11 protein-coding genes and 1 tRNA gene are annotated in these 13,565 nt (G+C 73.0%); 3 read left to right on the plus strand and 9 right to left on the minus strand.

The features are described 5' to 3' along the window. Positions 1-296: 296 nt before the first annotated feature. A complete protein-coding gene (locus ACZ58V_RS13570) occupies positions 297-1,403 on the plus strand; it encodes an LLM class flavin-dependent oxidoreductase (protein ID WP_471290096.1) in 1,107 nt (368 codons plus the stop codon). Here the strand turns inward: ACZ58V_RS13570 and ACZ58V_RS13575 are convergent. Beyond that, the gene (locus tag ACZ58V_RS13575) at positions 1,379-3,238 is read right to left on the minus strand and encodes a putative bifunctional diguanylate cyclase/phosphodiesterase (RefSeq protein ID WP_359894052.1); all 1,860 of its coding nucleotides are present in this window, start codon (positions 3,236-3,238) and stop codon (positions 1,379-1,381) included. The genes ACZ58V_RS13570 and ACZ58V_RS13575 overlap by 25 nt on opposite strands. A 277-nt stretch (positions 3,239-3,515) precedes the next feature. Here ACZ58V_RS13575 and ACZ58V_RS13580 point away from each other — a divergent pair, with 277 nt between their 5' ends. Next, positions 3,516-4,811 (plus strand): M6 family metalloprotease domain-containing protein, encoded by a 1,296-nt coding sequence (locus ACZ58V_RS13580; RefSeq protein ID WP_468190171.1) that lies wholly within the window; start codon positions 3,516-3,518, stop codon positions 4,809-4,811. A 59-nt stretch (positions 4,812-4,870) separates the two neighbouring features. Here ACZ58V_RS13580 and ACZ58V_RS13585 read toward each other — a convergent pair. The 7 genes from ACZ58V_RS13585 to ACZ58V_RS13615 form a co-directional block, all read right to left on the minus strand. Then, a tRNA-Lys gene (locus ACZ58V_RS13585) sits at positions 4,871-4,944 on the minus strand. Next, positions 4,935-5,534, minus strand: a complete 600-nt coding sequence (locus ACZ58V_RS13590) for a bifunctional DNA primase/polymerase (protein WP_468190169.1) — start codon at positions 5,532-5,534, stop codon at positions 4,935-4,937. Before ACZ58V_RS13590 ends, ACZ58V_RS13585 begins: the two co-directional genes overlap by 10 nt. 109 nt (positions 5,535-5,643) lie before the next feature. After that, positions 5,644-6,012: a hypothetical protein gene (locus ACZ58V_RS13595; protein ID WP_193478260.1), complete on the minus strand. Its 369-nt coding sequence runs from the start codon at positions 6,010-6,012 to the stop codon at positions 5,644-5,646. Between the two features lie 187 nt (positions 6,013-6,199). Next, complete coding sequence (locus ACZ58V_RS13600) at positions 6,200-7,534, minus strand: AAA domain-containing protein (RefSeq protein ID WP_471290097.1); 1,335 nt, start codon at positions 7,532-7,534, stop codon at positions 6,200-6,202. Next, positions 7,531-9,123, minus strand: coding sequence for a hypothetical protein (locus ACZ58V_RS13605; RefSeq protein ID WP_471290099.1), 1,593 nt, complete (start codon positions 9,121-9,123; stop codon positions 7,531-7,533). Before ACZ58V_RS13605 ends, ACZ58V_RS13600 begins: the two co-directional genes overlap by 4 nt. Further along, positions 9,114-10,235 carry a hypothetical protein gene (locus ACZ58V_RS13610; RefSeq protein ID WP_471290684.1) on the minus strand — a complete coding sequence of 374 codons (1,122 nt, stop codon included), beginning with the start codon at positions 10,233-10,235 and terminating at the stop codon, positions 9,114-9,116. The genes ACZ58V_RS13605 and ACZ58V_RS13610 overlap by 10 nt, the downstream gene beginning before the upstream one ends. Then, positions 10,186-11,199 carry a phosphatase PAP2 family protein gene (locus tag ACZ58V_RS13615; RefSeq protein WP_468190164.1) on the minus strand — a complete coding sequence of 338 codons (1,014 nt, stop codon included), beginning with the start codon at positions 11,197-11,199 and terminating at the stop codon, positions 10,186-10,188. Before ACZ58V_RS13615 ends, ACZ58V_RS13610 begins: the two co-directional genes overlap by 50 nt. A 189-nt stretch (positions 11,200-11,388) precedes the next feature. Here ACZ58V_RS13615 and ACZ58V_RS13620 point away from each other — a divergent pair, with 189 nt between their 5' ends. After that, a complete protein-coding gene (locus tag ACZ58V_RS13620) occupies positions 11,389-11,982 on the plus strand; it encodes a histidine phosphatase family protein (RefSeq protein WP_468190162.1) in 594 nt (197 codons plus the stop codon). Here the strand turns inward: ACZ58V_RS13620 and ACZ58V_RS13625 are convergent, their stop codons facing one another. Then, positions 11,983-13,434 carry a hypothetical protein gene (locus ACZ58V_RS13625; RefSeq protein WP_468190160.1) on the minus strand — a complete coding sequence of 484 codons (1,452 nt, stop codon included), beginning with the start codon at positions 13,432-13,434 and terminating at the stop codon, positions 11,983-11,985. It abuts the gene before it with no gap. Positions 13,435-13,565: the final 131 nt, after the last annotated feature.

Below are 13,565 nucleotides of genomic sequence, written 5' to 3' on the forward strand. Positions count from 1 at the left end.
GGGCGGGGGCGAGGGCGGAGGATACGGCGGTGGTGGTGGAACGGGGCGTCGTCTCCGGCGACGCGCCACGGCCACGGTCACGGTCGCGCAGGCTGGACCCGTTCCTTGTCATCAGAGAGCGGTGCCCTCGAACGCACCTTCCATGAGGGCCGGAATCGGCCACACCTCTTGGGCCCCTCCGGGCGTTCGGCGTGATGACTGCGCGCAGGCCGCCCGACGCCCGGGGAATAACCGGAGACAGTCTCCTGTTAAGGCCGGAACGACAGCACACGGCCCACAGCAGGAGGCACCCCACCGTGGCGGCAGACGAGATACGCGGCGACGAGATTCGCGGCGCGGCGCAGGGCAGCGCCCCCGTCCCCCTCTCCGTACTGGACCTGGTCACCGTAGGGGCCGGCCGCACCGCCTCCGACGCGCTGCGTACCAGCGTCGACCTGGCCCGCCTCGCGGAGGCCCGCGGTTTCCATCGCTACTGGGTCGCCGAGCACCACTCCATGCCGGGCGTGGCCTCGTCGTCCCCGGCCGTGATCCTGGCCCACCTCGCCGCCCACACCGACCGCATCCGGCTCGGCTCGGGCGGCGTGATGCTGCCCAACCACGCCCCGCTGGTGATCGCCGAGCAGTTCGGCACGCTGGAGGCGATGGCCCCGGGCCGGATCGACCTCGGCCTCGGCCGCGCCCCCGGCACGGACGGCGCCACGGCCGCGGCCCTGCGCCGCACGGACCGGCTGAACGAGGGCGCCGACGACTTCCCCGAGCAGCTCGCCGAGCTGACCCGCTTCCTCGACGACGACTTCCCCGACGGGCACCGCTACCGCCGTATCCACGCCGTACCGGGTCCGGTCCAGGCCACGTCCCCCGGCGGCGTCCAGTCCCCGCACCGGCCGCCGCTCTGGCTGCTCGGCTCCTCCGGCTTCAGCGCCCGCCTCGCCGGTGCCCTCGGGCTGCCCTTCGCCTTCGCGCACCACTTCTCGGCGCAGAACACCCTCCCCGCCCTGGACCTGTACCGGGAGTCCTTCCAGCCGTCCGCCGTGCTCGACCGGCCGTACGCCCTCATCGGCGTCTCCGCCCTCGCCGCCGACGAGGAGAAGGAGGCCCGCCGACAGGTGCTGGCCGCCGCCCTCAGCATGGTCCGGCTGCGCACCGGCCGCCCCGGCCTCGTGCCCAGCCCCGAGGAGGCGGCGGCCTACGAGTTCAGCCCCATGGAGCGCGACTTCGTCGACTCCTGGAACGCCAATGTCATCCACGGCACCCCGGACGAGGTCCGCTCCGGCCTCGACGACCTCGCCAAGCGCACCGGCGCCGACGAGCTGATGATCACGGCCAACGCGCACGGCGGTGACGTCCGTGTCCGCAGCTACGAACTCATCGCCGACGCCTACGGGTTGCCGACGCCCGCCTGAACATCCGGCGTGCCCAGCAGCTCGGAGATACGGTCCGGCGACACCGGACGGGAGTACAGCCAGCCCTGTCCGGTGTCGCAGCCGATGCGCCGCAGCCGGACCGCCTGGGCCGAGGTCTCCACGCACTCGGCCGTCACGGTCAGCCCCAGCCGGTGGGCGAGCTGGATCATCGCCTCGACCACGACCTCGTCGGCGGGGTTCGGGCGCGCCGCCGCGTCCCGGTCGTCGTACTGGAAGCCCCGCACGAAGGAACCGTCCAGCTTCAGCACCGACACCGGCAGCCGGCTCAGATACGCGAGGTTCGAGTAGCCCGTGCCGAAGTCGTCGATGGCGATGCGCACACCCATGTCGCTCAGGGCCTTCAGGGCCTGCAGCGGCCGCCCGCCCGAGCCCATCACCGCCGACTCGGTCAGCTCCAGCTGGAGCAGATGCGGCGCGAGGCCCGTCTCGGCCAGGGTCTCGGCCACGTCCGCGACCAGGTCCGAGTCCCAGACCTGGCGGACCGCCACGTTGACGCTGACGAAGATCGGCGGCTCGTCCGGGTGCTCCCGCTGCCAGCGGCGGGCCTGCCGGCAGGCCGTACGCAGCACCCAGCGGCCCAGCGGGACGATCGACCCGTCCTCTTCGGCCAGTCCGATGAACCGATTCGGCGTCAGTACGCCGAACTGAGGATGATTCCAGCGGATGAGCGCCTCGACCCCGTGCAGCCGGTCGTCCTCCATGCCGACCAGCGGCTGGTACTCCAGCCGGAACTCGCCCCGGTCGATGGCCGGCCGGAGCGTGGAGGCCAGGGCCTGGCGGGTCATGCGGTGGGCGTTGCGCTCCGGGTCGAACAGCGTCCAGCGGGCCTTGCCGTCGGCCTTCGCCCAGTAGAGCGTCGTGTCCGCCGCCTGCACCAGGGCGGTGGGGGTGGTGCCGGCCGCGTGCCGTTCCACGACCCCGATCGACGCTGAGACCGACAGCCGCTGGCCGGAGATGTCGAAGGGGTCCTGGATCGCCCGCAGTACGGCTTCGGCCAGCTCGGCCAGTTGCTCGGTGCCCGTGGAGTCCTCGACGAGCAGCGCGAACTCGTCACCGCCGAGCCGGGCCACCAGCGGGGTGCTGGTGCGGGCGAAACCCGTCTCGTCCGCGCAGCGCATCAGACGCTCGGCGACGGCGGCCAGCAGCCGGTCGCCGACGCGGTGGCCGAGGGTGTCGTTGATGGCCTTGAAGCCGTCCAGGTCCAGATAGCACAGCCCGATCCGGCCCGTGCCGCTCTGCTCGTACGACTCCGCCTCCAGTGCGGCAGACAGACGTTCGAAGAACAGCGTGCGGTTGGGCAGCCGGGTCACCGCGTCGTGCATCTGCAAGTGCCGCAGCCGGGCCTGGAGTTCCCGGCGGGAGCTGATGTCGGCGACGGACATGAGCACGCCCCGGTCGTCGGCGGGCAGCGGGGCGACCGTCACCTGCACCCACAGCGAGTGCCCGTCGGGGTGCTTGAGGCGGCGTGTGCAGCGCAGCCGGGACTGCCGGCCGCGCAGCACCTCGCGGTAGGCGTGCCAGGTGCGGGCGTCGGAGGTGAGGTCGACCAGATCTGCGGCGACGGCCCCGGCGAGTTCGTCCGGGGCGGTGCCGAGCAGCGCGGCGAGTGAGTCGTTGGCGCTGACGACCGTGCCCTCGCGGTCCACGACGGCCATGGCGAGCGGGGCGGCCGTGAAGACGGAGCGATAGGGCGGCTGCGACACGTGCTCGGTACGGGGGGACGTATCGATCTCACTCTCTGTGACGACCGGCCGGTCGAGGTCTGCCGCGGGCGCCGGCCCTTCGGAGGTTCCGCTCACCGCTCGCTCCCGCATGTATTCGATCTCTGTCCGTGCAGGAAAGGTCAGGAAAGTGTGCCGATCATAGAGGCTGGCCCCAGGGCCTTCCAGCCGGTGTCCAGTGTTCCCGACCAACCGGCCCTTCTGCCAGATCGTTTCTGCTCGCACCTGGACGGCTTCTTCAGGCCCCCGACCAGTTGTGACATTCCGTGAGTGCTTCTGGGATGTCGCCTTCCGCGATGTTTCGGCTCCTTCACCCGACTGGTGCAGGCAAACAGGGCGCAGTAATACAAATCGACACAGGCTGGGTGCGGTGTCCCGCGAACCGTACCCGGAGGTATCCGTGCCGCGTCAGTTCTCGCGCGCCCGACTGCGCGCTACCGCGGCCGTGTTCACCACCATGTCGGCCCTCGCCGCCACCTCCCTCGGCACCGGCCACTCGGCCGCGGGGCCCGACTCGGCCGAACCCTGCGCCCTGACCCGCACCGACGCCCACCACTCGGAGGGCCTGGACACCTGGAACGCCGCCTATCCGCGCCCGGCCCGCTCCCTGGACGCGGTCATGGTCTTCCTCTCCTTCCCGGACGCCCGTCCGCTGACCACGCCGCAGGAACTGACCGCCGACCACTTCCCGGACACCACCCGATTCTTCGAACGGGCGTCCTACGGCCGCTTCACCCTGCGCCCGCACCCGCTCGGCCACTGGATCCAGATGCCGCGCCCCTCCACGGCGTACGCCATACAGCGCGACTGGAGCGCCGAGCACCGGGCCGCCTACCTCCGGGACGCCCTCTCCGCGGCCGACCCGGAGGTCGACTTCTCGCGCTACGACGTCGTGTACTTCGTCGCCGACCCGGACGCGCCCGGCGTGGACTCCGACGCGACCAAGGTCGTCAATCTCACCAGCCCGATGCGGGCCGACGGTACCGATCTGCGCCGGGTCGTCACGGTGTTCGAGCAGCATCCGCCGGACCGGCTCGTCCTCGCCCACGAGACCGGGCATGTCTTCGATCTGCCCGACCTCTACCACCGGCCCGCCGACGGCAAGGGCGACTGGGACACGCATGTCGGCGACTGGGACCTGATGGGCAGCCAGTTCGGACTCGCCCCTGACCTGTTCGGCTGGCACAAGTGGAAGCTGGGCTGGCTGAATCCGCGGCAGGTGCGGTGTGTGCAGGACGCCGGGCCGGCCCGGCTGACCCTGGAGCCGCTGGCCGCGGCGCCGGGGGTGCCGGTCTCGGGCGTCGCCGGGGCGCCGGTCTTCGGCCTCGGGCGGGGCGCCAAGCTCGCGGTGGTGCGGACGGGCCCCGACAGTGTGCTCGCCTTCGAGGCGCGGGGGCCGGTGGGCAATGACACGGCCGCGTGCCGGCAGGGGGTGCTCGTGTACCGGGTGCGGGGCGAGGCACAGTCCGGGGGCGGCCCCATCGAGGTGATCGACGCCCATCCGCGGACCGAGGCGTGCTGGGAGGACTCGGTGTACCCGCCCCTCGCGGACGCGCCGATCGCCCTCGGCGAGAGCTTCACGGTGCCGGGGGAGGGGGTGCGGGTGGAGGTGGAGGGGCGTACGGCTTCGGGGGCGTGGACGGTGAAGATCACGGTGGGCCGCTGAGGGCGTCGCGGACACGCGAAAGACCCCCTCGCTCTCGCGAGGGGGTCTTTCACCGTCTGTGCGCCGCCAGGGACTCGAACCCCGGACCCGCTGATTAAGAGTCAGCTGCTCTAACCAACTGAGCTAGCGGCGCCTGCTGACGTCGTAGACCTTAGCACCCTGGTCGGCGGGAGGAAAAATCGAAATCCGCACCGCCGAACGGGCCGCCCGCACGGCCGCCCACAGCAGTACTTCCGGGCCCGGGAGCCAGGGCTGACGGGTGTCGGGGGCGACGAGCCAGCGGCAGCCGGAGCGGGCGGGGGAGGCGGGCTCCGTCGGTGCGGGGATGGTCACGGCGTCGCCCGTGCCGTGGCACAGCAGGGGCGGTACGGCGCCCGTGCGGCCGGCCTCCCCGCCGTCGCGGCCGAGCGTGCCCCACTCCTCCCACTCCAGCAGCGCCGGGAGCCGCTGGGCCGTGCCCGGTGCGGCGAACAGCAGCATGCGGCCGCGGAACTCCGCGACCGGGCCCGAGCCGGGGCCGTCGTCCCACAGTCGGTCGAGCATCCGCCGCCCGAACGTGGAGGGCGCGCTGACCACGTCGAAGACCGCCCCGCAGGGCAGCACGATCGGCGCGTCAGGCCGCTCCGCCCAGAGGGCGAGCGTGCTTCGCGGATACGTTCCTGCCGAAGCGAGCCAGGCGGCTCCGTCCGGGGTGACATGGGAGGCGTTCCATCCGCTGCTCATGACATCTACATCTACCGGCCGTGAGCGTGCGGTTCCCGAGGGTTGCGGGAAACCGGGACAGGAGGGGGTGGGAGGGAGTATCTTGCCCGCCTGGCATATGCCACGTAGATCACACCGGGTCGACGGGCCCCCGGCCCTCGACGCCGCCCCGCAGCAGGTCCCGGCCGAACTCGACCATCTTCTTGGCGTAGTCCTCGGTCCACTCGGCCCGCTCGGCGATGTCCGCGGTCGTCAGCCGGTCGAACCGCCGTGGATCGGCCAGCTGTGCCGCCGCGATCGCCTGGAACTCGACGGCCCGGTCCGCCGCGGCCCGGAACGCCAGCGTCAGCTCCGTCGACCGGGCCAGCAGGGCCCGGGGATCGTCGATCGACTCGAGGTCGAAGAAGTGCTCAGGGTCGGAGGCCGCCTCCGCGGGCTCGAAAAGCAGGGGCGCGGGGCGTAGCCGCGGTTCGTTCCGACGCGGCGTGGGCTCCGCCATGTCTTCTCCTCCTCGTACGTCGCGCACGGCCCTCCCGGTGGAGTGGGCCACCGTCCATTGTCTCGCGGGCGCGCAAGTGGGCATCGCGGGAGTGGGTACGGCCGCCACACCACCCGGCGTTCGCCGGGGCCGCCGGGACCCGCGATGTTCAGCCACATGTGCCCGCGGGGGTCTCTGCCCGCGCGGCTCACGGGCGCCACGTCACGCGGTGTTCTGCCAGGTGCGCCAGCACCGCGTGATTCGCCTCCCACCCGTCCGGAAACTTCACCACTGTCCCCAGTTGCACCGGCTCCGTCGACGGATAGTCGTCCAGCAGGTCGCTCACTCCCGCCCGGCACACCACGATGCAGGCGTGCCGGTGGCGGGAGGCCAGGACGCAGAGGCGGCCTGTTTCCAGGTGGAAGGCCGTGGCGTCGGGGCGGCCGGAGAGGGGGTGCAGGACCACCGTGGCGTCGTACTCACGTCCCTGCAGCCGGTTCGCCGTGTCCACGACCACGTCGGTGACGCCGAGGTCGGCCAGGGCGGCACGTACCGCCGCCGCCTGGTCCCGGTGCGCCGTGCCGACGGCGATGCGGTCGGCGGTGAGGGGCGAGGGGTCCGTTGAGCGTTCCGACGTCGCCGCGCCGCCCCGGTCCAGCAGGCGCCGTACGACCGTCGCCACCGCCCGTACCGCCTCCGGGTCCGTGCGCGGGGTGTGTCGCGGGGGAAGTTCCAGCAGGCCCCAGCCCGATACGGCCGCCTCGTCGATCACCCGGTCGGAGCCCGAGCCGTCGGAGGGGACGGCGAAGGACAGGGCACGGTCGCCCGGGCCGGTGCCGCTGCGGAACGGCGTGAACGGGTAGAACGCGTCCGAGACCAGGGGAGCCGCCGAGGCCGGGAGCCGCCAGGAGACCGGCAGGCGGTGCTGGGGCAGATCCGGGTTGTGCGCGAGCAGGGTCGTCACCGCCGAGGCCGACGGGTCGTACGCCAGGCCCGCCCACTGCTCGCTGCCCACGATCGCGAACGGGTCCAGCTGCCCCGGGTCGCCCACGAACAGCGCCCGCTCGAACAGCCCGGCCACCGCGAGCAGCGCGTCCGAGCGCATCTGGTACGCCTCGTCGACGATCGCGTGCCGCCACGGTTCGTCGACCTTGACGTGAGCCCACTTCGCCGCCGTCGAGAGCACCACGGCCAGCCCGGCGAGGTCGCCCGCCTTCGCCGACTTACGGACGTTCGGCAGATCGTCGAGCGCCTTGTCGTACGGGTCCGCGTCGCTGCTGTGCAGCCGGCCCACCGGCAGCTCGGGATTCTTCTCGGCGAGCCTCAGGACGAGGTCGTCGACCTGGGCGTTGGTCTGCGCGACGACCATCAATGAGTGGCCCGCCCCGGCGAGTTCCAGGGCCGCGCGCACGACGAGCGTGGACTTGCCGGCACCGGGCGGCGAGTCGACGACCACACCGCGCGCGGTGCCGTGCAGCGTGTCGTGGAGGATCGCGTCGGTGGCCTGTGTCGCGGCGGCGGAAGGGTCGAAGACCGTCGTCACAGCACGTCCTCCTCGGTCACCGGGTCGGCCGTCTCCAGCGTCGGCTCACCGGGCGGCCCGCCGTGCGTCCACGGCGTCTCCTCCGGGTCGGGGAGCTTCGCGCCGCCCCGCTGCTCGTGCTCGAAGAGCGTGAAGCAGACCCGGTCGCCCTTCTCCGGCACGGACCCCGGCTCGGGCTCCTTGCCGCGGCCCATCTTGTCGAGGACCCGCAGCACGACGTACGCGCCGTCCTCCTCGTCCCGGACGAACTCCGCCGACTGCGACTTCCCGCCCAGCGACCGGTACACCTTCGTCCGCTCCCCGAGATGCGGCCGGTCGTCCGTGCGGACCGTGACCAGGGGGCGCGGGCTGGGCCGCTTGCCCTCGCTGTACGCCATCACGACATCGGTGACCTCGCCGGCGAACGCCTCCCCGGACAGCCGCCGTCCGGCCATCACCAGCGGATCGTCGAGGGCCTCCTGCGCCTCCAGCCGGGCCTGTTCGCGCTCGCGCGTGGCCAGCTTGTTCGCCGCGGTGACCGCGTCGTCGCGACGCGGCTGCGGGGGCTCGCCGGCCAGGACCCGGTCGCGGTGGCCGGTGAAGGACCAGCGGTCGCGCGTCCACCGCTCCTCGGCATACGCCCCCTCGGGCAGCTCCCGCAGCAGGTCCAGGCCCCGCCAGATCGCGTCCCAGGTGGGCCGGGTGCGGCTGAGCACCAGGTCGCGGATCTCCCGCTCGGCGCCGGTCAGCGAGCCGAGCCGGTCGTCGGCCTCCAGCCCGTCCTCGGCGACGGCGTGGGCCGTGCGGGCCCGGTCGTAGCGCTCGATGGCCGGGGCGAGCAGCTTGTTGTCGAACGCCGGGTCGGTGGCCGGACCGGCCGGAGGACACGTCAGCTGGCCCCGCTCGTCCCGCTCCAGCTCGGCCCGCAGCGCGGCCTCGGCGCCGGACAGGCCCTCCGGCGGGTCGATCCAGGCGAGCAGCGCCCCCAGATGCTGGTCCTCCAGGGTGGACTGCCCGGTCGCCCAGTGCCGGCCCAGGACGTCGGTCATCGCCAGCAGCAGCGAGGATCCGGGCACCCGGGCCCGCTCCCCGAAGTGCGTCAGCCACCGCCCCAGCAACGGCACCCGGGGCGGCGCCGGATACGGGGCTTCCGGGTCCTGTTCCGCCGTACGCCGGAAGCGGGTGGAGCGTCCGAGCAGCCGCACCAGGTCGATGCCCGCGCGGCTCGGCACGATCAGCTGCGGGGCGTCCGCGCACAGGTCGACCTCGACCTTCACGCGTTTGCCGGTCTCCGGGTCGGTCTCGGTGCGCTCCGCGGCCTCCACGACCTCGGCGAACGCGTCGACGTACGGCAGCACCACGTCGGCCAGTTCGGCCAGGAACGCGAACCTGAGGTCGCGGTCGCGGGGCTGTGGGACGACCAGCAGGCGCGGCTCGTCCCGGTCGGTGCCGACCAGCGCGCCGAGCGGGGCGCCGGCCTCACCGGCGGTGATCAGCGGCACGAACACCAGCGGGCGGTCGCCGAGATGCCGGTGCCGGACGGTGGCGGCGGGCTGGGCGCGCCCGGTGCTGACGGCCTCGAGCCGGGCAAGGGTGGAGATCAGCGACACGCCGCCTCCAGCGCCTCGGCCCGCAGGGCCGCCGCCCGCCGCAGCGCCGCCACCGCAGGGTCACCGGGATCCCCGGCCTCCCCGCGGGCCGCCGCGAGGACGTCCTCGACGGTTTCGAGGCCGCCCAGTTCCGCCCGCGCCGGACGGCCGAGCGTCGTCACCGCGCCCGCCTCCCGGGACCGGCCCCGGCAGTGGAAGGCCAGCTCGCACGCGGACAGGCACTCGGGCGCGTAGGTCGCCGGGACCGACTCCACGGCGGAGGTCAGCTCGTCGGCGGGCAGCTCGGGGGAGAAGCACGTGCCCTCGGGGAGCTCGTCGGCGATGTCCTCGATACGGGTCAGCCGGGCCAGCTGGCGGGCCGTCACCGCGCGCTGCTTGCGGATGTCGACGGCGGACGCGGCCGGCAGGTTGGAGAAGTCCCGGGGGCAGACGAGCAGGACCCGGTGCCGCACGCGCGGGGCCGGATCCAGATGCTCCGCGACCTCCTCCAGGGCCAGCACGTACACCGCCGCCTGCCGGGCCGCCGCCCCGACCTTCGCCGGGTCCGCCGAACCGTCCAGCAGCGGGAAGGACTTGATCTCGACCACGGTCCAGCTGCCGTCCGGGTGCACCACCACCGCGTCCGGCTCCAGGAACGCCGGGGAGCCCGCGACGTCCAGCGCGAGCATCGGGTGGTCGAGCAGCGTCCACGCGCCGGGATGCTCGGTGGCCTCGCGCAGTTCCAGCGCCGTACGGGCCGTACGCCCCTGGGGGCCGGTCGCGGTCAGGTCGGGCACGCGCGCGTCGGCGGGCGGCTCGGCGGTCCGGTCCAGCTTCTCGTGCACCAGCCGCAGCAGCTCCGCGCCGCCGTCGGCCTTGACCCGCGCCTCGAACGCGTTGCCTCGCGTGAGCGCGAACTGGGACTGTCCGAAGGCCGACGGCGCACCCAGCGCGCTTGCCAGCGCCGCCTTGTTCACCCCGGCACCGTCGAGGATCGCGCGGCGCGCACAACCGGGGTTGGCGGCCAGCGCCGCCAGAGCGCGTGCGTCCAGTGCCTTCGCGGGTACGTCGGGCCCGCGCAGCTCAGCGAGCCGCTGCCGGAGCGCCGTCCCCCGCGTCCTGGGGAGAGGCACTCGGCTCGGCTCCCGCTCCGAACCGCGCATCGCGCTGCCGTGGAATTCGCTCACCCGCGGAAGTCTGGCATCCGGCACTGACATCCGAGGAACCCGCGGCGGAAGAGGCCGCGGATGTGGCTGCGGAGGCGGATGCGGGAGTGGCTGCGGAAGAGGAGTCCGCCGAGACCGCCGAGACCGCCGCGAACCGCGGCACGAACCGTGCCCTGACCTGGTCCGCCGTGCGCATCACCAGCGGCGCCAGCAGCAGTCCGACGCCCATGACGGCCGCGCCCGCGACCGCGTCGAGGAAGTAGTGGTTGGCGGTGCCCATGACCACGATCGTGGTGATCAGCGGGTAGGCGACGGCGGCCGCCTTCGCCGTGCGCGTACCGCCGTAGCGCCACAGCATCACTCCGCACCACAGGGCCCAGCCCACGTGCAGACTCGGCATGGCCGCGTACTGGTTGGTCATACCCCCCAGGCCCCGCGGGGCGCTCGCCTCGCCGCCCCACCAGCCGTACGAGCTGTACTGGGCCATCGTGTCCACGAAGCCGTGGCTCGCGTCGAGGAGTCGGGGCGGGCAGGTCGGCAGCAGCGTGAAGCCGATCAGGCCCACGAAGGTCGACGTCCACAGCCAGGTGCGCGCGGCGCGGTAGCGCACGGTCCGGGAGCGGAACAGCCATATGAGGATCGCCGGCGTGACCAGGTAGTGCAGCGACGCGTACCAGAAGTCCGCCGGTATGCCTATCCACGCCTCGTGCGTGAAGAGGCGGTTGAGCGGGTGCTCTGCGTTGAGGAACAGGGCCTTCTCGATCCGCAGGATCGCCAGACCGTTGTCGACCGCCCCGGAGACGTCGCCCCGCACGAGGAGCCGGCCCGCCGAGTAGCACGCGTACACCAGCAGGATGAGCGGCAGCTCCGTCCACCAGCGCAGCCGGGGCGCAGGGGCCGCCTCGGTGCCCGGTGTCTCGGTGTGCGGCATCCGATCGCCCTCCCCCTTCGTCGTCACGGCTCCCCGCCGGCCGGTCGTGCCACCTTACGGCGCGTGTGCGCGCCCTGGGGGCGCCCTCCGGACCTCAAAGACGCAGAGATCGCCCCCCGGGTTGCCCGTCACCAGCGTGCGCGATGATGGAGGAGTTCCGCTCGCGTTTTTCTTCCGGAAAGGTCCCCCATGGCTCCGCGCATCCTGCTGGCCCGGCACGGACAGACCGAGTGGTCCCTGTCCGGCAAGCACACCGGCAGGACCGATGTACCCCTCCTGGAGGAGGGCAGGCGTGGTGCCAAGCTGCTCGGCGAACGTCTGCACCGGGCGCCGTACGACGGACTGCCCGGCATCGAGGTGCGCACCAGCCCGCTGGCACGCGCGCGTGAAACATGTGAACTGGCCGGTTTCGGTGACCGCGCGCGTGCCTGGGACGCGTTGCTGGAGGTCGACTACGGGGCCTACGAGGGCATGACCCCGGCGGACATCCAGGCCGTCCGGCCCGGCTGGCTGATCTGGCGCGACGGCGTCCCCGAGGGCGAGACCCTCGCCGAGGTGACGGCCCGGGCGGACCAGGTGGTTTCCTGGGCGCGCTCCGAGGACCGCGACGTCCTGGTCTTCGCCCACGGGCACATCCTGCGCACCCTCGGGGCGCGATGGCTGGGTCTGCCGATCGACTTCGCGGCGCGGATACGGCTGAACCCGACGTCACTGTCGGTACTGGGGTGGGCGTACGGCGAGCCGGCGATCGAGAGCTGGAACGACCTCGGGCACCTCGGATAGCTAGGTGACCCTCGGCGCCGAAGCGTGCCGCTCCAGGAACGCCGACACCCCGGAAGCCCGGCGATGCGGCAACAGCACGCGTGCCGTGGCCGCCAGCATCGTCTGGATCCGGGACGACTGGACCTCCTCCAGCAGATCCAGCACCCGCATCCCCGCCGTCGCCGCCTCGTCGGGCCGTCCGCCCCGCGCGAGGTCGTCCGCCAGCTCCGCCGTGTACAGCGCGATGTTCCGCGTGAAGTGCGGATCCTGCAGGTCCGCCGCCCGCCGCGCGTGCCGTGCCGCCCGGCGCCAGTCGCCGAGCGCGGACCAGCACTGCGCCTCCAGGCCCTCCAGTTCGGCCTCTCCGTAGAAGCTCATCCACTCGGGGTCGGCCTCCGAGGTGCCGCGTTCGAAGAAGGTCTGTGCCCGGGCCAGTGCCTGTTCGCAGCCGACGCGGTCGGCGAGTCCCGACCAGCCGCCCGCCTCGCGCAGCGCGAGCAGCGACATCAGCCGGGCCGAGCCCACGGGCCGGGCGACGCGCTGCGCGGCCTGGGCCGCCCTGACCGCCTCGCGCGGCCGGCCCGCGTCGCGCGCGAGGAACGCCGTATTGCAGAAGGCATGCGCCTCCAGGCCCGGATCGCCGGTCATCCGGGCGGTCGCCAGTGCCTCCGCGTAGTGGGAGCGGGCGTCGTCGAAGCGTCCCGAGTCGTGGGCCAGCCAGCCCACGGAGATGGCCAGTTCACCGGCGCCGGAGTAGAGCCGGTCCGCTGTGGTCTGCCGGGTCGCGCCGGCGTCCAGCAGGGCGTAGGCGGCGCGCAGCGGGGCGGCCGCACGGCGGTAGAGGCCGTCGGCTCCGTGCCGGTCGTCGAGCAGCCGGATGCGGCGGACGGCTTCTTCCAGGGCACCCGCGTCACTGCCCCCGGCGCGGTGCACGGGGCGCTGTGCCGCCGCGGCGTCGAGGGTGAGGCCGACGGGGCCCAGCGAGGCGGCGGCCACGGTGGCGCCCCCGCTGGTCATGAATGCGCGACGTAGCACGTCGCTCTCCTCGTAGGTGTCGTGCGGGTGGTACGGGTCGTACGGGTTCTGTGTTTCATACGGCTCGCACGCCCCGCTGGTCTCACTCGTGGCGTTCGCCGGGTTCGTGGTGCACGTCAGGGGCGCGTCCTCGGTGTCGCGCGCCCGGCGTCCGCGTACCGACGAGCGGGGCGCGAAGCCCAGGTCGGTGAGCGTGCGGCCTGGGAACATATGCAGGAACACCCGTTCGTACGCGTAGTTGGGGCAGCGGATCTCGCCCGCCTCGACCCGGCCGATGTACCGGGCGTCACAGCTGACCTGCTCGCCGATCTCGAGGGCGGCCCGGCGGATCACCGCGGCGAACTCGGCCGGCGAGCGCTGTCCGCGCAGCTGCCGGAAGGCGAGGTTCGGCCGTGACGGCCGGTCGGGTTGAGACGAGGTCACTGTTGACGACGCCATGGCCGGGTCCTCTCGTGCGAACCGTCGAACCATGCCGGAAATGGGGAGGCCTGTGCGTATTGCCCGTAAGGCCTCGCCTTGCGTCCGGCGAGCAAGAACGTACCTGCTGTGCCGGAGTCGTCACGCTGGGT

This window comes from Streptomyces sp. NPDC040589 (assembly GCF_055594445.1).